General features: G+C 64.9%; 15 protein-coding genes and 1 tRNA gene. 8 read left to right on the top strand and 8 right to left on the bottom strand.

Translation table 11 applies throughout. The features are described from left to right. Positions 1-57: 57 nt before the first annotated feature. Together AC1DLO_RS15740 and AC1DLO_RS15735 are read right to left on the bottom strand one after the other, a co-directional pair. Positions 58-981, bottom strand: a complete 924-nt coding sequence (locus AC1DLO_RS15740) for a carbohydrate kinase family protein (RefSeq protein WP_476890495.1) — start codon at positions 979-981, stop codon at positions 58-60. 28 nt (positions 982-1,009) lie between these two features. Continuing rightward, positions 1,010-2,062 (bottom strand): LacI family DNA-binding transcriptional regulator, encoded by a 1,053-nt coding sequence (locus tag AC1DLO_RS15735; protein WP_476890494.1) that lies wholly within the window; start codon positions 2,060-2,062, stop codon positions 1,010-1,012. 160 nt (positions 2,063-2,222) lie between these two features. On the opposite strand from AC1DLO_RS15735, the gene AC1DLO_RS15730 reads away from it, so the two are divergent. After that, positions 2,223-2,699 (top strand): metallopeptidase family protein, encoded by a 477-nt coding sequence (locus AC1DLO_RS15730; RefSeq protein WP_476890493.1) that lies wholly within the window; start codon positions 2,223-2,225, stop codon positions 2,697-2,699. 10 nt (positions 2,700-2,709) lie between these two features. Further along, positions 2,710-3,630 (top strand): cation diffusion facilitator family transporter, encoded by a 921-nt coding sequence (locus tag AC1DLO_RS15725; protein ID WP_476890492.1) that lies wholly within the window; start codon positions 2,710-2,712, stop codon positions 3,628-3,630. 3 nt (positions 3,631-3,633) lie between these two features. Here the strand turns inward: AC1DLO_RS15725 and AC1DLO_RS15720 are convergent, their stop codons facing one another. Both AC1DLO_RS15720 and AC1DLO_RS15715 read right to left on the bottom strand, forming a co-directional pair. Beyond that, on the bottom strand, positions 3,634-6,426 hold the full coding sequence (locus AC1DLO_RS15720; RefSeq protein ID WP_476914522.1) for a PEP/pyruvate-binding domain-containing protein: 2,793 nt from the start codon (positions 6,424-6,426) through the stop codon (positions 3,634-3,636). Between the two features lie 41 nt (positions 6,427-6,467). Beyond that, positions 6,468-7,520: a universal stress protein gene (locus AC1DLO_RS15715; RefSeq protein ID WP_476890490.1), complete on the bottom strand. Its 1,053-nt coding sequence runs from the start codon at positions 7,518-7,520 to the stop codon at positions 6,468-6,470. A gap of 399 nt (positions 7,521-7,919) precedes the next feature. Here AC1DLO_RS15715 and AC1DLO_RS15710 point away from each other — a divergent pair, with 399 nt between their 5' ends. Then, the gene (locus AC1DLO_RS15710; RefSeq protein WP_476890584.1) at positions 7,920-8,606 is read left to right on the top strand and encodes an NAD(P)-binding protein; all 687 of its coding nucleotides are present in this window, start codon (positions 7,920-7,922) and stop codon (positions 8,604-8,606) included. A gap of 109 nt (positions 8,607-8,715) precedes the next feature. Here the strand turns inward: AC1DLO_RS15710 and AC1DLO_RS15705 are convergent, their stop codons facing one another. After that, positions 8,716-9,381, bottom strand: coding sequence for a copper resistance CopC family protein (locus AC1DLO_RS15705; RefSeq protein WP_476890489.1), 666 nt, complete (start codon positions 9,379-9,381; stop codon positions 8,716-8,718). Positions 9,382-9,495: 114 nt separating this feature from the next. Here AC1DLO_RS15705 and AC1DLO_RS15700 point away from each other — a divergent pair, with 114 nt between their 5' ends. From AC1DLO_RS15700 to AC1DLO_RS15680, 5 genes are all read left to right on the top strand, one after another. After that, a complete protein-coding gene (locus AC1DLO_RS15700) occupies positions 9,496-10,938 on the top strand; it encodes an NCS2 family permease (RefSeq protein ID WP_184741419.1) in 1,443 nt (480 codons plus the stop codon). A gap of 74 nt (positions 10,939-11,012) precedes the next feature. Continuing rightward, the gene (gene hutG / locus AC1DLO_RS15695) at positions 11,013-11,978 is read left to right on the top strand and encodes a formimidoylglutamase (protein ID WP_476890488.1); all 966 of its coding nucleotides are present in this window, start codon (positions 11,013-11,015) and stop codon (positions 11,976-11,978) included. Between the two features lie 185 nt (positions 11,979-12,163). Next, positions 12,164-12,234 (top strand) — tRNA-Cys (locus AC1DLO_RS15690). A gap of 132 nt (positions 12,235-12,366) precedes the next feature. Next, positions 12,367-17,250 (top strand): NAD-glutamate dehydrogenase, encoded by a 4,884-nt coding sequence (locus tag AC1DLO_RS15685; RefSeq protein WP_476890487.1) that lies wholly within the window; start codon positions 12,367-12,369, stop codon positions 17,248-17,250. Between the two features lie 97 nt (positions 17,251-17,347). Beyond that, the gene (locus AC1DLO_RS15680; RefSeq protein ID WP_184741422.1) at positions 17,348-17,569 is read left to right on the top strand and encodes a hypothetical protein; all 222 of its coding nucleotides are present in this window, start codon (positions 17,348-17,350) and stop codon (positions 17,567-17,569) included. Positions 17,570-17,704: 135 nt separating this feature from the next. Here AC1DLO_RS15680 and AC1DLO_RS15675 read toward each other — a convergent pair whose 3' ends face one another. The 3 genes from AC1DLO_RS15675 to AC1DLO_RS15665 all read right to left on the bottom strand — a co-directional run. Further along, positions 17,705-17,953 (bottom strand): hypothetical protein, encoded by a 249-nt coding sequence (locus AC1DLO_RS15675; RefSeq protein ID WP_184741423.1) that lies wholly within the window; start codon positions 17,951-17,953, stop codon positions 17,705-17,707. Between the two features lie 195 nt (positions 17,954-18,148). Continuing rightward, the gene (gene hutH, locus AC1DLO_RS15670) at positions 18,149-19,747 is read right to left on the bottom strand and encodes a histidine ammonia-lyase (protein ID WP_476914521.1); all 1,599 of its coding nucleotides are present in this window, start codon (positions 19,745-19,747) and stop codon (positions 18,149-18,151) included. A gap of 7 nt (positions 19,748-19,754) precedes the next feature. Further along, a partial coding sequence (locus AC1DLO_RS15665) for a hypothetical protein (protein ID WP_476914520.1) occupies positions 19,755-19,953 on the bottom strand: 199 nt, incomplete at its 5' end.

The raw sequence follows: 19,953 nt of genomic DNA, 5'->3' as shown, positions 1-19,953 counted from the left end.
CCTGCGCCGCGCCGGCGCAAAGGCGCGCCCGCGGCGCCGTCGTCGAAGGACCCGGCCCTACCTTGCCATCCCGGCGAGAAGCTCGCGGTGCGTGGGCGGGTTTGCTCCAGGGCGCCCCACGGTAATGGACGCGGCCATTGAGGCGGTCTGGCCGATACGCTCAAGCACCGTCGGCGCAAGCCCCTGGCTCCCGCGCAGCAGCAGTCCGAGGATCAGGGCTGACATGTAGGAATCTCCGGCGCCGATAGTGTCCGCCACCACCGAGGTCACAGCGGGAACCAACAGCTGGGTGTGCGGCGTCGCCATCAGGGAGCCTTCTGCCCCTCGCGTGACAACGGCGAGCCCTGCGCCGAGGCCCAGGATGTGCCTGGCAGTCTCCTCCAAGGATTTTCCCGGGTAGAGCCAGAATGCGTCGTCGTCGCTGAGCTTCACTACGCTGGTCAGCGGTACGAGCTCCTCGAAAATGCGAAGCGCCTCGCCGTGGCTGCCCAGGAGATCGGCGCGGATGTTGGGGTCGTACGTGACGATGCACCCGCCCTGGGCCTGTTCCAGGAGGGTCCTGACGACGCCGGCGCCGGGTTCGAGGAACGTGGCGATCGAGCCCGTGTGCAGCACCTTCGGGGCGTAAGGGAGGGCGGCGGGAGCCAGCTTCCATTCAATGTCGAAGGTGTACTCGGCCGAGCCGTCCGCGGCGATCGCCGCCGTCGCCGTCGCGGTCTTCTCGAGCGATTGCGAGCCCGGCAGCACCACCACGCCTGCGCTTGCCAGGTGCGCCGCAATGGACTCGCCGCGGGAGTCGCGCCCGACGGCGGTCAGCAGCCCGGCCTTCACGTCGAGCCGCCCGAGGCCGTAGGCGACGTTTGCCGGCGAGCCGCCGGGGTATTCAGTCTGCCCTTCGGGCGAGTTGACGATGTCGATCAGCGCTTCGCCGACCACGACGACGTCAAGCGGCTCTGGCGCGAGGGGCGCGAAGTGGTTCATGCGGTTCCTGTTCCTTGGTTGGGGAGTTTCAGTGGCTATTAGTGAATTTCAGTGGCGCCGCCACGGAATGGCGTTCCACGAGGGGGCATTCAAAGTATTCGGTCCTGCCGTCGCTGTCTGCGCCCGCGAGCAGAAGTTCAATGGCGCGGCGGCCCATCTCAAGGAAGGGCAGTTCCAGGGTGGTCAGTCCGGGCCGCAAGTGCTGGGCAAGCGTTTCCTGGTTGTCGAAACCCACCAGCGACACATCGTGCGGAATAGACAAACCGAGCTGGGCCACCGCCTGATAGGCGCCCCAGGCCGTGCTGTCATTGGCGCAGAAGATCGCCGTGGGCGGCTGCGGACCGGTCATGAGCGCAAGGGCGTTGTCGAAACCGCCCGATTCATGCCCGTCGCCTATCCGGTGAAGCTCGGGATCGGGGTGGAGGCCGGCCTCCTCGAGCGCCCGGAGGTAGCCCGCGTAGCGCCCGACGGCGGCCAGAAGCTCACCGTCCACGTCACCGATGTTGATCATCGCGATCCGGCGATGACCGGCGTCGAGCAGGCATTTGGTGGCGGTGTAGCCGCCCTGCTCTTCTTGCGGAGCGATGCTCGGGAAGCGTCCGGAACGGTCGCGTGAATTGAGCACGACGGCGGGCACCTCCGCCAGGACGTCGGGCACGTCAAGGACCCGGTGGTACATGGCGGCGTAGACCACTCCCGCGACCTTGTAGGACAGCATCGTTTCCAGCGAAGCGGCTTCGAGTGCTTTGTCCCCGCCGGTGTTGACGGTCAGGAGCAGCAGTCCAGCCTCCCAAGCCCTCGCTTGGGCTCCCTCGATGATCTTGCCCGCGAAGGGCGCGGTGGCCACGAAATCGCCGACGAAGCCGATCATCCCCGCCACGCCGTCGCGGAGCACCTTGGCGTGGGCGTTGGTCCGGTACCCCAGTTCATGGGCGGTTGCGTGGACCTTGCGTCGGGTTTCTTCAGAGAACCTGGTTCCCGCGGCGTCGTTGAGCACCAGCGAAACCGTGGCCTGGGAAACACCCGCGGCGGCAGCGACGTCGTTCATCGTCGTGCCGGATCGGCTGCCGGGGCGGGTCATGGGCGGGCCTGTCTGTTGCGAGCTGAACGGTGTTTGTCACAGGATCCGCACGGCTTACTGGGCTTAACCTGGGGCGTGGTTATACGAATTACCAGCCCGGAAAACTGTAGCTGTCATCACATCCAGCGTCAACGGCTTGGCCACGGACTAGAGTCGGAACATGCCCGCGAATTTGCCTCCCGGCCTGCCGATCATTCCCGACGGCGATGCCCCCGGCGGCCAGCGCACTTCCTCCCCGCTTCACGGAACCGGGGCGTTGAGTGCGGCGCCGTTCAACATGTCGCCGGAAGACTTCGAGGCGGCGGTCGGCGATGCCCTGCTCCTGATCCCGGACAAGGCCGCCCGTGCCATGGACAACGTGGCCATCTTCATCGAGGACGACTACACGCCGCAGCCCGGCGACGACCCGGACACCGTACTTCTCGGCCTGTACGAGGGAGTTCCGCTGACGGAACGGGACTCCTGGTGGGATGCCGGTTCCCTCCCGGACCGGATTACCATCTTCCGGCAACCAATCCTGGACATTTGTTCATCGCGCCAGGAAGTGATCGACGAGGTCGCCATTACGGTGATCCACGAGATCGCCCATCACTTCGGAATCGGCGACGATCGCTTGCACGAACTCGGCTGGGGATAGCCTTGTAGGCATGGGGCACGATCACAACCACTCACACAGCGTCACCGCTACCGGCAAGCATCGGAAGCGGCTCATCGCTGTCCTGGCCATCACCCTCGCAGTGGTCGTCATCCAGGTGGCGGGCGCCGTCGTCTCCGGATCACTGGCGCTGCTGGCCGACGCGGGCCACATGCTCTCCGACGCCGCAGGGGTCTTCATTGCGCTGCTTGCCGCTTGGATAGCCACCCGGCCGCCGAGCGATCAACGCACCTACGGGTACCAACGCGCCGAGGTCCTGGCCGCCTTGGCCAACGCCCTCATTTTGATCGTGATCTCAGTGGTGATCTTCATCGAGGCGATCCGCCGCTTCGGGGAGACCCCGGACATCCACACGGACGTCATGCTTTTTGCCGCCATTCTGGGCGCCGTGGCCAACTTGGTATCGCTCCTCATCCTGCGCGGGGCGCAAAAAGAAAGTTTGAACGTCCGCGGCGCGTATCTTGAAGTCCTGGGCGACCTGTTGGGTTCGTTCGCTGTGATCGCCGCTGCGATTGTCATCATGACCACCGGTTTCCGGGCCGCGGACCCCATCGCTTCCATCCTGATCTCGCTCATGATCCTGCCCCGGGCCTGGCATTTGCTGCGCGACGTGGTTGACGTGCTGCTGGAGGCAACACCAAAGGGCGTCGAGGTACAGATGATCCGCGAGCACATCCTCTCCGTCGAGGGCGTGGTGGCCGTTCATGACATCCACATCTGGACCATCACGTCCGGCGTTCCGGTCTTCTCGGCCCATGTGGTGGTGGAGGACCGGATCCTGGACGCCACGGGCGCGGACCGGCTCCTGGACCAGCTCGGTTCCTGCCTCGGTTCGCATTTCGACACGGAGCACTGCACCTTCCAACTGGAACCGGCAGGCCACTCCGCGCACGAAACACACCAGCACGCCTAGGGGCTAGAGCTCAGGTACCACCGTCCCGGTGGCGCCGTCCACCGTGATCGTTTGGCCTGAGCTGATCCGGGACGTGGCATCCGGGACGCCCACCACTGCTGGAATCCCGTATTCACGGGCCACGACGGCGCCATGGGAGTTTGGTCCACCCATCTCCATCACCAGTCCTCCCGCAGTCAGGAAGAGTGGAGTCCAGCCGGGATCGGTGGAGGGAGCCACCAGGATTTCCCCGGGTTCGAGGTGCGCGCCTACCGGGTCCATGATCACCCTGGCTACGGCAGTCACCGTTCCCGCCGAAGCAGGGGTTCCCAGCAGTGCGCCGTCCGACGTCGGAGCCCCGGTCTTGGGGCGTGGCCCGGAGGGCAGGGCTTCCGGTTCGGTGCCGTCTGAGAGCAGCACGCGGGGAACGTGCCGGCGCCTGAGTTCAAGCTCGTAGTCCTCCCGGCGCTGCGCCACCATGGCACGGAGATCCTCGCCGTCCAGGCCGCGGTGGGCGTCATCGAAATCCAGGAAGAAGATATTCCCGGCGTCGTCGATGACTCCCGCTTCCGCCAGGGTCTCCCCCACTAGGCCCAGTTGGGCGCGGACCGCGGAAAAAGCGAGCACAAGGTTGTATTTGGGAAGCTCCCGCAGTCCCGCGAACATGCGTGTCCGCTCAAGTGCCATTTTCACGATCCTGGCGTGGAGCGGACTCTTGGACCGCGCACGGGCCACCAGCACGGCAACCTGTTCCTCGGCGTCGCGGGCTGCTTTCTCGAACTGTTTGTCCGGCGCCAGGCGGGTATTGTCCAGGCGAAGGTAGTTGGCCAGGACTCCGATGATGTGGGTGGGATCCTCGGACCAGCGGGGCACACCCATATCGATTTCCGCGATGGCCCGGTGCCCGTRGTCGCGGAGGAACGCAGCCAGACCCGATTGCGCGACGGCGGGCAGCCCCCCGTCGCGGTAGCTCTCCGCGAGCGCAGGGGGATCAACGGTAAAGGCCTCAGCGGCAGCGGCGTCGTCACGGATACTGGTTGCGAGCCGCCACAGCGCAAGGTCCATCTCCGTGGTGACGTTGTGAGGCAGTCCGCGGATGATGGTCTGTAGCTCACCCCAGGAGGCCTGCTCTCCGAGTAGCTTGCGGACCAACCCCATCATCCCGAAGCCAAGCGCTACCGGGGGCAACATGTTGGGGAGCATGGGGAACAATTCCTCGCCCAGTATCCGCTCTGCGTGGTCCAGCCTTTCACGGGCGGTGGCATTGGCGGGGATTTCGAGCGCAGCCTTCAGGTTCTCGCCCACCTGTTCCACCTTGCCGAGGGCGGCTTTCGGCCGAAAAAGGGCGCGAACGAGGGTTTCAGGGACGCGGTAGCGGAGCAAAATCGGGGCGACATGCCTGATCAGTTTGAAGGGCGTCCTGCTGGTGACGGCGAATCGCGGGTCGTCGAACAGCACGCGCATGACGGCCGCCGAACGTGCCTCCATGACGTCGAAGATCCTGGGCACGATTACACGGCCGGCTTCGCTCCGGAAAACGGCAGTGAGGTCAAAGTAGATGCGCTGGCCTGCCTCGTAGTACGGCGAAGGGCCGTTCCGTGGTTCAACCACCCGGAATCCCGCAGCCCTGGCCACCGAGGACCCCATGAGCCTGATCCCAGCGAGGCCCATCGGAGTCAGCGGACGGGTCAGGCCTTGGGCAAGGCTGAAGCAAAGGTACGCGTGCGGACCGGGGATTGCGGGCTGGCGGGTCATTTGCGGGTAGAGGGTGGTGATGGGTCGGGCTTGGGTGAGCCACAGCTTGCCGTCCCCGTCGATGGCCCATTCGGTGTCCTGAGGTGCCCGGTAGTGATCCTCCACGCGTTGGCCGAGAACGGCGAGCGCCCTGATTTGGGAGTCGCTAAGGCAGGCAACACCTGCGGGCCCGGCAGCGTCCCGCGACGCTTTCGTGCCGTGGTGCCCAGGCGAATCCACCCTTTCGGTACCGCCCCCGGGAAGGGATCGGATCACCAGTTTCCGGTCCCCGATCCTTCGCTCCGTGATCCTGCCAGTGAGCGAGTCCACCACAAAGTGGTCCGGATTCACCGCACCTGAGACCACAGACTCGCCAAGTCCGGGGTTGGCGTCGATGACCGCCTCACGGCGCCGCCCTGTCACCGGATTGGCCGTGAACAGCACGCCGGCGGTCTCGGCATCCACCATCCGTTGAATGACGACGGCGAGTGTCACCCCGGCATGGTCAATCCCGTTGCTTGCCCGGTAGCTGACTGCCCGGTCCGTCCACAGAGAGGCCCAACACTTACGGACGGCCTGAAGCACGGCGTCTGCCCCTACGACATTCAGGTAGGTGTCCTGCTGTCCGGCGAAGCTCGCAAAGGGTAGATCCTCGGCCGTCGCTGAGGACCTGACGGCCACTGCGGATTCCGGGCCGAGCGCCGCGTAGGCCGAGCGGACGGCATCCTCGACGTCGGCGGGGACGGCGGCGTCGAGCACCGTATCCCGGGCGCGGGCCGCGAGGGATGCGAGCTCTTCAAGGTCGCCGGGATCCACTGTCTCAAGGTCGCGGAAAATATCCGTGAGCGCCGATTCAAGGCCTCCACCCGGCTGCAGTGCACGCCGATAGGCCTGTGTGGTCAGGCAAAACCCGGGCGGGACCGGAAGGCCCGCCCAGATCAGCTCGCCGAGGTTGGCCGCCTTGCCGCCGACCTCTGGAAGCATGGTTGCCCGGATCCGGCGCAACTCGATAACGAGGCGCGACGCATCTCCCGGCGTCGTGTGCTCCGGCTCTGTGTGCCCCGGCCTTGGATTCTCCGCCATCGCCGCCTGCTTGCCTCCGCCGGTCCTTGGTGACGTGCCGGTTATGCGGCGCCGAGCATGGGACCGAAGTTGACGCGGTCCGCAAGCCTCGGATCCTCGCGGTCAGGAACAACCAGCACGGGCCCCTTGGCATGGTGCAGGACGCCGTCCGACGTTGAACCGAGGAGCATCCCCGCGAAGCCTCCGCGCCCGCGTGTCCCGAGCACCACGAGTTCCACACCCCGGCTCACTTCTACGAGAACCTCTACGGGCGCACCATCCAGCAACTGGGTTTCCACAGGAAGTTTGGGGAAGTGGCTCTTAAGCCATGCCAATCCTGCGTCCAGCTGAACCCTGATGTCCTTGAAGAGTGCCTCCCGGTCCAGGGGCGCCGGAACCCAAGCCAAGGAGCCGCTGTACTCAGGCACGGCGCAAATGACGCGCAGCTTCGCGCCCATGCGTTGGGCCTGCTCGGCGGCTTCCAACACGGCAACACGGGCCTGTTCCGAGCCGTCCACACCAACCGCCACCACATTTTCGATCACATGGGGGCCGGACTTGGCGCGCTCGGCTTTGATGTGCTTGTCCTCCGTGGTTTCACCCAAGCGGTCCGCGCAGAAAAGCGGGACCGTCACAGTGGGGCACTTCGAATGTGCCGGAAGGGCACTGCTGACCGATCCCAAAAGCCGACCCACGAATCCGCCACGTCCCCGGGTGCCGAAGACCAGGAGTTCGGCCGTTTCGGACAAGTCCAGCAGCACGCCGGAAGCATCTCCGTTCTCCACCGAGCCATCGACGTCGATGGCGTAGCCGGAAACTTTCTCAAGGGCCTGCTTGACGATCGCCTCGGCGCCGTCCCGGATGACGGAGTCATCCACCGTTGCGTAGCCGCCGTCCAAGCCGGAAGCCGCAAAGATAGGCACCGAGTAGGCCGTGACTACATGCAAGGGAAGCTGCCTGCGCTCGGCCTCGCGGGCGGCCCAAATGAGGGCGCATTGGCCGTGTTCGCTGCCGTCAACGCCCACCACGATGCCTCCGGGGGCAATCGATGGTTCCTCTCCGTTGCCTTCGGTCTCTGCATGATGGCTTTCAGAGTGTTTGCCGTGCTGGTCCATGGGGCCCGCCTCCTCGCACTGCTGGCTGATGTTGCGGCTATTCTGCCAGAGGCCGCGCCCACAACGTGTTTCTCGCTTGACTGCCGTGAGTTGCGGTCTCCAATGCTCACTATTCTCGTTTGCAAGGGCCGAATCAAGCGGGAAGAAGCGTATGTGGAAACCCGCCGGAGGGTGTTGGATTCGGCCGCATCGCAGCGTGAAAAATGCATTGGCGGACATGCCGGTGCCGGGGCTATCCAGCACGCGATTTCTTCTGTAATGTTCGAGGCACTGGTGACCGGGGATGGCGTTTTTCAACACATCAACGGCCATCATTCGCGACCGCTTGGGGACTCGGACGCCACCCCGGTGTTGCCTTCGGCAACGCACCTTTCAAGGAGGAGCCAAGCTGTGTCAACCATGCCTGCTGCGAGTACGGAACGCACCACCGCTGTGGTCATCGGTGCCGGCATGTCCGGCCTGGCAGTGGCCAGCGAGCTCAGCCGCTACGGCGTAGACGCAATTGTGGTGGACGGATTGCAAGTCCCCGGTGCCTCACAACCGCTCAACACCGGCATCCTGCAACGTTGCGACGCGGCCGACGCCGGCCTCCAGGAGCGCAGCGAAATCCTGAGGCACCTGCGCAACTACGCAGCCAGCCACGGCCTCGATGTACGGAACACCACACGAGCTGTCCGCCTGGACCGCTTGGACGACGCTGCTTTGGGATCCATGGTTTCAGGCGCAGCGGTTTCCGTTTCAGCCGGAATGGACTTGACGTCCACTGGCATGCCCCACCACCAATGGGCTGTCCACACTGCAAACGGAGTGCTTCTGGCCGACCATATTGTTGTCACTCGCTGCGGACAGAGCCAGCTGCGCCGGATGCTCGCCGAGCTCGGCATCGCCATCGGCCAGAACCTCGTCGCTGCTATGCGTGCGATTGGAATGTACTTGGTAGGCGTCGGCGAACTGGCCACGCCCACACCTAAGGAAGTCCTGCGCCAAGCCAAGGTTGTGGGCCAGGCGATCTCCGCCAAAGTCCACCCGGACAGCGTCCATGCGGCCCTTACGGGGACGTTTGCGGCGGTTCCCGCCCTGGCCTAGAAAGAGTCCCGCGCACAAAAAACCGGCGCTTGTTTTCCGTTCCGGCCCTTCAAGGGCGGGTCTGGAAAACAAGCGCCGGTTTTGTGAGGCGAGGTTGGTGCAGACTCTCCTATGAGTCCTCGTCGCGCCCGGAATCCGCGGAGTCACGGGAATCCCCGGAATCGCTGGAGTCGCCAGGGTCCCCGCCTGCCAGTCGGCGTCGCGCGGTGACGCCCAGGAACACCAGCAGCGCCGCGGCCACCACCGCGAAGATCACAATGCTCCAGGGGAACGGCTGGGAAGCATCAGGCGCCTTATCCGGCGTCGTGGTGGAACCCGGCGCGACTGTGCCGGCGGTGGGGACTGGCGCGGAGGTCTGGGTGCCTGAGGAGGCGCCGCCCGGCGTCGTACTTCCTGCTTTCGCAGTGAAGGTAAACGTGCCCTCGATGGGGTGCGAATCCGAGCTGACAACGCGCCAGATGACGGTGAATGCCCCGGCAGGGGCGCCGGGCCTCAGCTTCTGCGACACCACCGCGTCCACGATTTCCACGGAGCCATCCGCCCAGTTCTGGCCGGAAGCGTCGTTCACCCGGATCTGCGAACCGAGCAGGAGCGGCCGGTTGTTGAAGGTGACCGATACGGAGTCCGGGACGCTGGCAACCGTTGAGCCGTTGGCCGGTGACGTTGACTCGGCGACGTCGTGCGCGAAGGCCGGTGCCGCCGAGAACAGGGCGGCAGAGAAAAGAACCGCGGTGAAAGCGACGACGACGGCCAGCAACTGGCGGATGGGGCGCATGAGCGAGTGACTCCCTTGGTGTTGGATTCCTTACAGACTAGGCGAATTCGCGGGAGGCCCGAAGCCGCGGGCATAGGATTTGAGAGCACGCTTCCCCGATTCCCGGAGACCTCCATGCTCAAACAGGGTTCAACCATCGACCGCTACTTCAAGATTTCGGAGCGCGGATCCAACTACTCCCGTGAAATCCGGGGCGGCTTCGCCACCTTCTTTGCGATGAGCTACATCGTGGTCCTCAATCCGTTGATCCTCTCCGGTGCGGACTCAAGCGGCGCGTCCCTCGGCTTCCCCGCCGTCGCCGCCACCACTGCTTTCGTAGCCGGCATCCTGACGATCCTCATGGGAGCGTGGGCCAAGCACCCCTTTGCCGTGGCTACAGGTCTGGGCGTCAACGCCTTCGTGGCCGTCACGATTGCCTCGCACCCCGGCCTGACGTGGCCGGACATGATGGGCCTCGTCATGCTGTCTGGCCTGACCATGCTGATCCTGGTGCTCACGGGTTTCCGGACCGCGGTCTTCAAAGCCGTTCCTGAAGCGCTGAAGACTGCGATCGTGGTGGGCATCGGCCTCTTCATTGCCCTGATCGGCCTGGTCAACGCCGGCTTCGTGCGCCGCATCCCGGACGCCGCCGGCACCACGGTCCCGCTGGGCCTGGGCGTGGATGGCAAGCTGCTGGGCTGGCCTACCTTGGTTTTCGTCGTGGGCCTGATCCTCACCATCGCCTTGGTGGTCCGCAAAGTACGTGGCGCCATCCTGATCGGCATCGTCGCCTCCACCGCCCTCGCGGCCATCCTGGAATTCACCCTCCACATCGGTCCGAGTTTCGACGGCAAGACGTACAACCCCCGCGGCTGGTCCCTGGTGGCCCCCAAGTTCACCGAATGGGCCGCCCCGGACCTATCCCTCATCGGCAAGGCGAACCCCCTCGGCGCGTTCCAGCACCTCGGCATCATCGCCGCCACGTTGCTGGCGTTCGTGATCCTGCTCAGCATCTTTTTCGACGCCATGGGCACCATGGTGGGCCTGGCAAGGGAAGCAGGAAACATCGACAAGCACGGAAACATCCCCAATGTGGACCGCGTCCTGCAGGTGGACGCGCTCGGCGCGATCGTGGGCGGCGGTTCGTCTGTGTCCTCCAACCAGATCTTCGTGGAATCGGGTGCCGGCATCGGCGAAGGTGCACGGACAGGCTTGGCCTCGATCGTGACCGGCCTGCTGTTCCTGGTGGCCATGTTCTTTACCCCGCTGATCAACCTGGTCCCGTTCGAGGCTGTGGCACCGGCCCTGGTGGTGGTGGGTTTCATGATGGTGTCCCAGGTGGGCAAGATCCATTGGCAGGACTGGGGCGTTGGAATTCCCGCGTTCCTGACCATGGCCCTCATGCCGTTCACCTATTCGATCGCCAACGGCTTGGGCGCCGGATTCATCTCCTACGCGTTGATCCGTACCTTCCAGGGCCGGGCCCGCGAGGTGCACCCGCTCATGTGGGCCGTGGCCGCAGCGTTCCTGCTGTTCTTCGGGATCGGTTCCGTCGAGGAAATCCTGGGCGTCAAGTAGCCCTTTCCGGAATACCGGACACCCGCCACCCGCAAGCGGTGCTTTTCGACGCCGCCATGCGTTGAGCTTGAATCATGGAGATTTCACCCACCGTCGCTGATGTCCGCCCGACGCCGTGGACCGGCCGTTTCGACGGCGACGGCGACGAGCACCGCCGCTGGTGGCAAGCGGTGGCGCCCCACACTCCCGGCGCGGACACCCCGGGTGCGACCGAAGCGGGCTCCCGGCCCGCCGTCGTCGTGGGCTTCCGCAGTGACGAAGGCGTGCGCCGCAACAAGGGCCGCATTGGCGCGGCGGCAGCCCCGGCGGCAATCCGCAAAGCCTTGGCTCCGCTGGCTTTCCATCTCGACAGGGAGGTGTTCGACGCCGGCGACGTCGTTGTGGAGGATGGCTCCCTTGAGGAGGGCCAGGAGCGGGCGGGCCGGGTCATTTCGGAACTGCTCGACGCCGGCAAGCTCACGGTGCTGCTCGGAGGCGGACACGAAACCGCCTTCGCCAGCTACCTGGGCGTAGCTCGCTCGGAGGCTGTGACGAGGGGCAAGCGCCTCGGCGTCCTGAACCTGGATGCGCACTTCGACCTGCGGGACGAGCCTGTGCCGAGCTCGGGCACGCCGTTCCTACAGATGGCACATGCGGAAGCCGCCGCCGGCCGCGAACTGAACTACGCCGTCGTCGGAATCTCCGAGCCCAACAACACGCGCACCCTCTTCAACACGGCGGACCGCCTAGGCGTGAAATACCTCCTGGACGAGGAGTGCTCCACGGAGGCCGTGCGGGAGTTTGTGGTTTCGTTCCTGGACGGCGTGGACGCGCTGTACCTGACGATTGACCTGGACGTGCTGCCGGCGTCGGTGGCTCCCGGGGTGAGCGCTCCCGCGGCGTATGGCGTTCCGCTGCCCGTCATCAGCGCGGTGTGCCGGCAGGTCGCCGCGAGCGGAAAGCTCCTGCACTTGGACGTCGCCGAACTCAATCCCGAGTTTGACATCGACTCGCGGACCGCCAAGGTGGCCGCGCGCTTGGTGAACACGCTGCTGGGGTAGGCGTTCCCCAACCCAACTGACTCGCAGTTGTTGTCGTTATGAGCCCTCAAAACGACAACTACTGCGAGTCAGTTGGGCCTCAGCCGACGTCGCGGGAGGTCACCTGAAGCAACGCCGCGCAACCCGGCGAAAGGCTTCGAAACCATTGTTGGTTCATGCGCCGCAGCCTGCCTAACCTCGATGCACGTGGTGTACCCGAGAGGCCAGGGAGCTGCCTGCAAAGCAGCGCACGCGGGTTCGAATCCCGCCACCACGTCTCATGTGCCATCTCGCGGTGCATTTTCAAGCCTTTACGCCCTGCCCCGCGCCAGCCATCATGAAATGAGGCGCAGGGAATTCGCCGACCGCTACAGCACGGCCGCTCCCTGCCCGGCGGAGGCACAAAGACATGTCACCCAGGATCGAACCCGCGGATCAGCCCCCGGCAGGTATTTCCTCCGGCGCCCCGGACCGATTCCTTACCGACTACTACGAACACGTTGCCGACGACGATGTTGGCAACTACACCTCGGATACGCTCCTGGAGCGTGCACGGTACCACCGCTCGTTGGCGGAACGACGGGCGCCTGGCCAAGCTGTGATCGGCGTCCTGAACGAGGCCGATGCCAGCCTCGTGGCGATTGTCACCGACGACATGCCCTACCTGGTCCCGTCGGTCACTGCGGAAATCGCCAGGGACAACTCCTCCATCCGCCTCCTGGTCCACCCCACGTTCAGCGTCATCCGGGATCCGGCCACCCATCGCTTGACCGACATCCACAAGGGGCCACTGCGGACGGGACTTCCGTCCGGCGTCGAGCCTTCCGCATCGGTCACCCTCTTGGACCACGACGACGGCGGCCCCCTCACCGAGGCGTGGATCGCCGTCGAGATCTCCCGGCTTCCGGACGAAGCGAGTGCCGAGCACCTCGTTGAGCGGCTGCAGACCGTCCTTGGAGACGTCCGGGCGGCAGCAGAAGACACGGCTGCCATCCACCAGGAACTTGCACACGAGGTCCGCCGCTTGGACGGAGTGACCGGCGGGCAAGAGGTCCAGGAGTTGCTGCGCTGGCTGGACGACGGGAATTTCGTGTTCCTCGGCTACCGCGGCCGGCGGAGCCTAGGGCTGCTCAGGAATGTTGCAGTCACTGCTTCCGAAGGTGAGCAGTCCACGGCACCCCTCCTGACTCTCACCAAATCGACCCTCCGCTCGACCGTCCTCCGGCGCGCCTACCTCGATGAAGTCAGCCTCGCCACGGGTGGCAAAAGCGAGCACACCTTCGTTGGACTGTTCGCTCCCAGTTCGGCTTCCCGCTCGGCACTCCAGATTCCGGTCATCCGGGACACTGTGGACGAGGTGTTGCGGACGTTCGGCTACTCGCCCACATCACACCGTGGCAAGGAACTCCTGGCCGTGGTGGAGGCCTATCCGCGCGACGAGCTCTTCCACATCGATGCGCGCCAGTTGGCCGAACACGCGCGCCACATCCTGCGTCTGCAAGAACGGCACAGCACACGGCTGTTCCTTCGCCTTGACTCGCACAACCGGTTCATGACGGCCCTGGTCTTCCTGCCGCGCCAACGCTTCAGCACAGCCGTCCGGCTCAATATTGAACGTGAGCTTCGCGAGGCCTTCGGCTCCGAAGCGATCGAGTTCGAGCTCCGCCTGGGCGAATCCGCCATGGCCCGCGTGTTCTTCCGGGTGCTGTTGCCACACGAGGGGGCGCCCGCCGTCGTCGACTCCGCGGTACTGGAGCAGCGGATCATCGCCGCCACGCGGTCCTGGGCCGAAGGACTGGACGAGGCCCTGCATGCAAGGTTCCCCGCGGACGAAGCCAGCCGGCTGTCCCGCCAATGGGCCACCGCCTTTCCAGCCAGCTACAAAGCAGACTACGACGTGGAAGACGCGATTCAGGACATCGTCCGGTTCGAGAGCTTCGGTCCCCGGGACGGGGACATGACAGAGGACCACACTGCTGACCCGCTGCTGACCGTGTACAAGCGCCCTGGGACACCCGTGCTTGCCGAAGATGCCCGGATTCGGCTCTATCTGACCCGCCCACAAAGCTTGACCCAGATTTTGCCGTTCTTCCACAACCTGGGTTTGCGCGTCCTGGACCAGCGGCCGTTCGATGTTCAGCGTGCCGACGGGCGATCCTTCTTCTTGTACGACCTTGGACTCGTGTACCCGCGCGGAGTTGATCCGCTGGAAACGGGCGATCTTCTGGCCGGTTCGTTCTGTGCCGCGATGCGGGGAGACGCGGAGTCCGACGCCTTCGATGCCTTGGTCATCCGGGAGCGGATCGATTGGCGGCGGACAGCCATCCTGCGCGCGTATGCCAAGTACCTTCGACAGCTGGGGAGTACCAACTCGTACGGGTTCATCGCGGACACCCTTCGCGAAAATGTCCGCGCCACCCACGCCTTGCTTTCACTTTTCGAGGCGAAATTCGATCCGGACCGGTTCGAACCCGAGCTTTTCGATCCTGAACTGATCGGGCCGGAGCCGGCTGAGCCGGTGCCGGATGGAAGCGACGTGTTCGACGTGGACCGCAGCAAGTACACCTCCCGGACGCAGGCCACCAACGCCGCCCGGAAGGAACTCACGGAAGCGATCGACGCCGTACCGGTCCTCGACGCCGACCGGCTGTTGCGTTCTCTGGCGAGCCTGGTGGAAGCAACGCTGCGCACCAACTTCTACTTGGACAAGCCGTACGTGAGTTTCAAGCTCAATCCCTCCAACATCCCCGCCGCACCGGCACCCCGCCCGCTGTACGAAATTTGGGTCTACTCGCCGCGGGTGGAGGGCGTCCATTTGCGCTTCGGCGCCATTGCCCGCGGCGGCTTGCGCTGGTCCGACCGGCGTGAGGACTTCCGCACGGAGGTCCTGGGACTCGTGAAAGCCCAGACCGTCAAGAACGCCGTGATCGTTCCCACGGGAGCCAAGGGTGGTTTCTACCCCAAACAGCTCCCGGACCCCGCAGAAGACCGGGCAGCCTGGCTGGCCGAGGGCCAGGAAAGCTACAGGATCTTCATTCGTGGGCTGTTGGACATCACGGACAATCTGGTTGCGGGATCCGACGGCGGGGCGAACGGCCGCGTCGTCTCGCCGGCCCGCGTCGTCCCGCCTGCCCGCGTGGTGAGGCACGACGGCGACGACTACTACCTCGTGGTTGCTGCGGACAAGGGCACGGCCACGTTCTCCGACATCGCCAACGCGCTGGCCGCGGACTACGGGTTCTGGCTCGGGGATGCGTTCGCGTCCGGAGGTTCGGTGGGCTATGACCACAAGCAGATGGGCATCACCGCGCGCGGCGCCTGGGAGTCCGTGCGGCAGCATTTCAGCGAACTGCTGATCGACTCCAGCACGGAGGATTTCACGGTGGTGGGCATCGGGGACATGAGCGGCGATGTGTTCGGCAACGGCATGCTGCTCTCGGACCACATCAAGCTCGTGGCGGCTTTCGATCACCGGCACATTTTCCTGGATCCGACCCCTGACCCGGCCACTTCCTTCGCCGAGCGGAAACGGCTTTTCGGGCTCCCCCGTTCGTCCTGGGCCGACTACAATCCCGCGAAGCTCAGTCCCGGCGGTGGGGTGTTCTCCAGGCTCGAGAAATCAATCGGCATTACCGAACCGGTCCGCCTCGCCTTGGGGTTGGATGAAGGCACGACGGCGATGTCCCCGCCTGAGCTGCTCAAGGCAGTCCTCATGGCCCCCGTCGACCTCCTTTACAACGGTGGAATTGGCACCTACGTCAAGGCCTCCACGGAGACGCATGCCGACGTCGGAGACAAGTCGAACGATTCCATTCGGGTCGACGCCGCCCAACTGCGCACCAGGATCATGGCGGAAGGCGGAAACCTGGGAATCACCCAGCGAGGCAGGATCGAGGCCGCGCTGGCCGGGATCCTTGTGAACACCGATGCCATCGACAACTCCGCCGGTGTGGACTGCTCGGACCACGAGGTGAACATCAAAATCTTCCTGGACCAGATGATCGCGGCAGGCAAGATGTCCCCGAAAGAACGGACGAACTTCCTGCATTCGCTCCAGGCTGAAGTTGGCCGCCTGGTGTTGAAAACCAACGTTGACCAAAACGTCCTCCTACTCAATGACAAGCAATTGGTCCTCCAATGGAGCCCTAGCTTCGAACGGACCATGGACTGGCTCGACTCGGCCACGGATTTGGACCGGAAGCTCGAATGCCTGCCGACTACCGAGGAATTGCGGGCCCGCGTAGAGACCGGAGCCGGGCTGACTTCGCCTGAACTCGCGGTACTGGCCGCCTATGCCAAGATCGAACTGGCCCGGGAACTGACGGAGGGTGGGCTCGCGGACGATCCATGGTTTTCGCAGACGCTGCGGGAGTATTTCCCTCGCCAACTCTCGGAACGCTTCGGGGATGACCTCTCCACGCATCCCTTGCGCCGCCAAATCGTGGCTACGGTGGTCGCCAACGACATGATCAACCTCGGCGGCATAGCCTTCGCGTTCCGTGCCATGGAGGAAACCACCGTTTCGGCGGCCGCGGTGGCGCGTGGATTCGTGGTGATGCGCCATATCTGGGACTTGGATTCGGTCACTGTAGCCATCGCCCGGGTGCCGGCGGGCATTCCCAAGGAACACGGATGCGCTGTGGCCTTGGACATGCGGCGCCTCCTTGACCGGTCCACCCGCTGGTACGTCACCCACGATTTCCGGGACAAACCCATTGCGGACGCCTTTGCACGGCTCGAACGGCCCATGTCCCTGATGCGGGCCAATTTCACGAGCTTCCTGCACGGCATCAACCTAGCCCACTCGTTGAACCGCCTTGCCCACACAGATTCGGTGGGCCTGCCACACGACTTGGGCATCCGGGCCTCCGAGCTCCTTGTCAGCTACGGCCTCTTGGACATTTCGGCGATCGCAGAAGAACTGCAGGAGCCCGTCGCGGCGGTGGCGGAAGTCTACTTTGCCGTGTTCGAACGGATCTCGGCCATTCCCTTGCTGGAACACATCACGCTGTTGCCGCGGGACACGCACTGGGAAGCGTTGGCGCGTGCAGCCCTCCGTGATGACATGTACTTGGTTCTTGCCGACATGACCAAGGCAGTTGTCCGGCATACTCCCCGCGCCTCGGAGGCCAGTGCGGACCCCGTAGAGCGGATCATGGATTGGGAACGCGGAAACATCGAACAGCTCTCGCGCGTCCAGGACACCATCAAGGCGGCGATCAAGCCCGGTCCAGTGGACATCGCGGCACTCTCGGTAGCCGTGAAGCTCCTTCGGGCCATGGTCCGTCGGTGACCTAGCTCCCAGAATGACAGACATCCCATGACAGTTTGCTATCTTTTATGCAGGAATTGCCGCTCCCCCCGCGGCATCCTGCAGAAGGAGGCCCCCAATGAGCACAGCCACGATTGAAAACAGCGAGATCCATTTGTCCTTTTCATCCGTCGATGAGGTCCATGCAGGACTTGACCGTGCTGTCGGCACGCTCATCGAAGCCGCAGCCGAAAACGGCCGTTGTGGGATCCTTGTGACCCGCCGCGAGCCCGGAAGCTACACGGTTGCCTTGGACGAGTCAGTGCCATTCGGCCAGACCCGCGAGATCGTCGCCGCTTAGTCGCAGGCTAGGTAGCTAGAAACAAAAACCCGGGGCTTGTTTCGTCAACCGCGCCAAGATGGCACGGAATGGGAAACAAGCCCCGGGTTCTCTGGTTTAAAAGACCTTCTCTGGTGTAGACGGCGACTCTGCCGGCTACACCCGACGCAACTCCACGCCGTCGGACTTCATGAAAAGCTGCTTGGCGGCCTCGTCGGCGCCGGGTCCTGCGGGTTCAAGCCATACAACGTTGCCGCTGCCCGAGACTTCCTGCACCTCCCCCGCCGCGACCACGTGTGCGTGCCTTACGACTTCGATCCGCTCCCCCACCTTCAACGTTCCCCAATTGGAAACGACGGCGGAATGTGCGATTCGCCTGGACAGGACTGTCCCGCGTGCCTTCATTGAACTTCTACCCCTTTGTGGATGTTCGTTGTTTCAGTTGTGTGTATGCAATTTCCCCGGCAGGCCCACGACATCGTCGGCGTGGACATGCCGTACCCCATAAGTTCTACTACACAGAAAGCGCCCCGGGGCACGTATTGCCAAACATTTCCGGGGCGCTTCCTATTGTTCACTCGAACGGTATTTTGTTCGGCGTCAGGCGAGAATTCCGACGGCGGATTCGGCGGCCGCTCGCACCTCGCCAGCGCCTACAAGACGGTCCGCCGCTTCCAGCTCAGGTGAGAGGAAACGGTCAGTTCCGGGACCATCGACGACGCCGCGCAGCACCTCGATCACGGCGGCCCCAGCAGGCCCCGGAGTGAGTTCCCCACCGGACAGTTTGGCGCGGATGTCGAGGGCACGGGTGCTCGTCACGAGTTCCACGGCGAGGACGCGGCGCAGGTTCTCCACGGCCTTGCGGAGCTTGCGGGCCGCGTGCCAACCCATGGAGACATGGTCCTCCTGCATGGCGGAGCTCGGGATCGAGTCCACCGACGCCGGAACGGCCAGTCGCTTGTTGTCCGAGACGAGGCCGGCCTGGGTGTACTGGGCGATCATGAGGCCAGAGTCCACGCCGGGATCGTCGGCAAGGAACGCCGGGAGTCCGTGCGAGCGTGCGGGGTCCAGCATGCGGTCCGTGCGGCGCTCGGCGATCGAGGACAAGTCCGCGACGGCGATGGCCAGGAAGTCCAGCACATAGGCCACCGGGGCGCCATGGAAGTTTCCGTTGGAGGACACGCGGCCGTCCGGGAGCACCACGGGGTTGTCGATGGCTGCAGCCAACTCGCGGGAGGCCACGAGTTCAGCGTGCGTCACGGTGTCGCGGACCGCGCCGGCCACCTGGGGTGCGCAGCGGAGCGAGTACGCATCCTGGACCTTGGTGTCATTCACCCGGTGCGATGCAACGATCGGCGAGTTGGAAAGCACACGCAGCATGTTGTCCGCGCTGGCAGCCTGGCCCGGGTGGGGCCGCAGTGCGGCGTGCAGCTCTGGCAGGAACACCTGGTCGGTGCCGAGCAGCGCCTCGACGCTGAGCGCGGCAGTGATGTCCGCCRTCGTGAGCAGCAGGTGCAGGTCGGCGATGGCCATCAGGAGCATGCCGAGCATGCCCTCGGTGCCGTTGACCAGCGCGAGGCCTTCCTTTTCCGCAAGGACAACCGGCTCGATGCCGTGGGCGGCGAGGAGCTCGGCAACCGGCTTCTTTCCGACAGCGCCGTAAAGCTCGCCGTCGGGTCCGGTGGCTTCGCCTTCGCCCATCAGGACCAGGGCGCAGTGGGACAGCGGGGCGAGGTCGCCGGAGCAACCCAGGGAGCCGAATTCACGGACCACCGGGGTGATGCCTGCGTTGAGGACGTCCACCATGGTCTGCAGGACCACGGGACGTACGCCCGTGCGGCCCGAGGCCAGGGTCTTGGCGCGCAGGAACATGATGCCGCGGACCACTTCGCGCTCCACCGCCGGGCCCATGCCGGCGGCGTGGCTGCGGATGAGGGACTTCTGCAGCTGGGTGCGGAGCTCGTTGGGGATGTGGCGGTTGGCCAAGGCACCAAAGCCCGTGGAGACGCCGTACGCCGGAACTTCGCTGTGGGCGAGGCCGTCGATGTGGGCGCGGACCTTGGCAACCGTGTCCAGGGCTTCCTGGGAGATGGTCACCTTGGCGTCGTGGCGTGCGACGGCGACGACGTCCTCCGGCGTGACTCCGCTGGAGCCGAGGATGACCGTCTGACGGCCAAGGGATGTTGCTGTAACAGTCACGATGTTCCTACTTGCTTTCTTCCATGGGGATGCGGACGCCGCGTTCGTGGGCGACTTCGACGGCGCGGGGGTAGCCGGCGTCGACGTGGCGGATGACGCCCATGCCGGGGTCGTTGGTGAGGAGGCGTTCGAGTTTCTGCCCCATGCCGGGGTCGTTGGTGAGGAGGCGTTCGAGTTTCTGCGCGGCGAGCTCGGTGCCGTCGGCG

The sequence above is a fragment of the Arthrobacter sp. 01T419 genome, assembly GCF_056398865.1.
The sequence above is the reverse complement of the archived record's forward strand: the minus strand, read 5'-3'. Positions and strand labels throughout refer to the sequence as shown.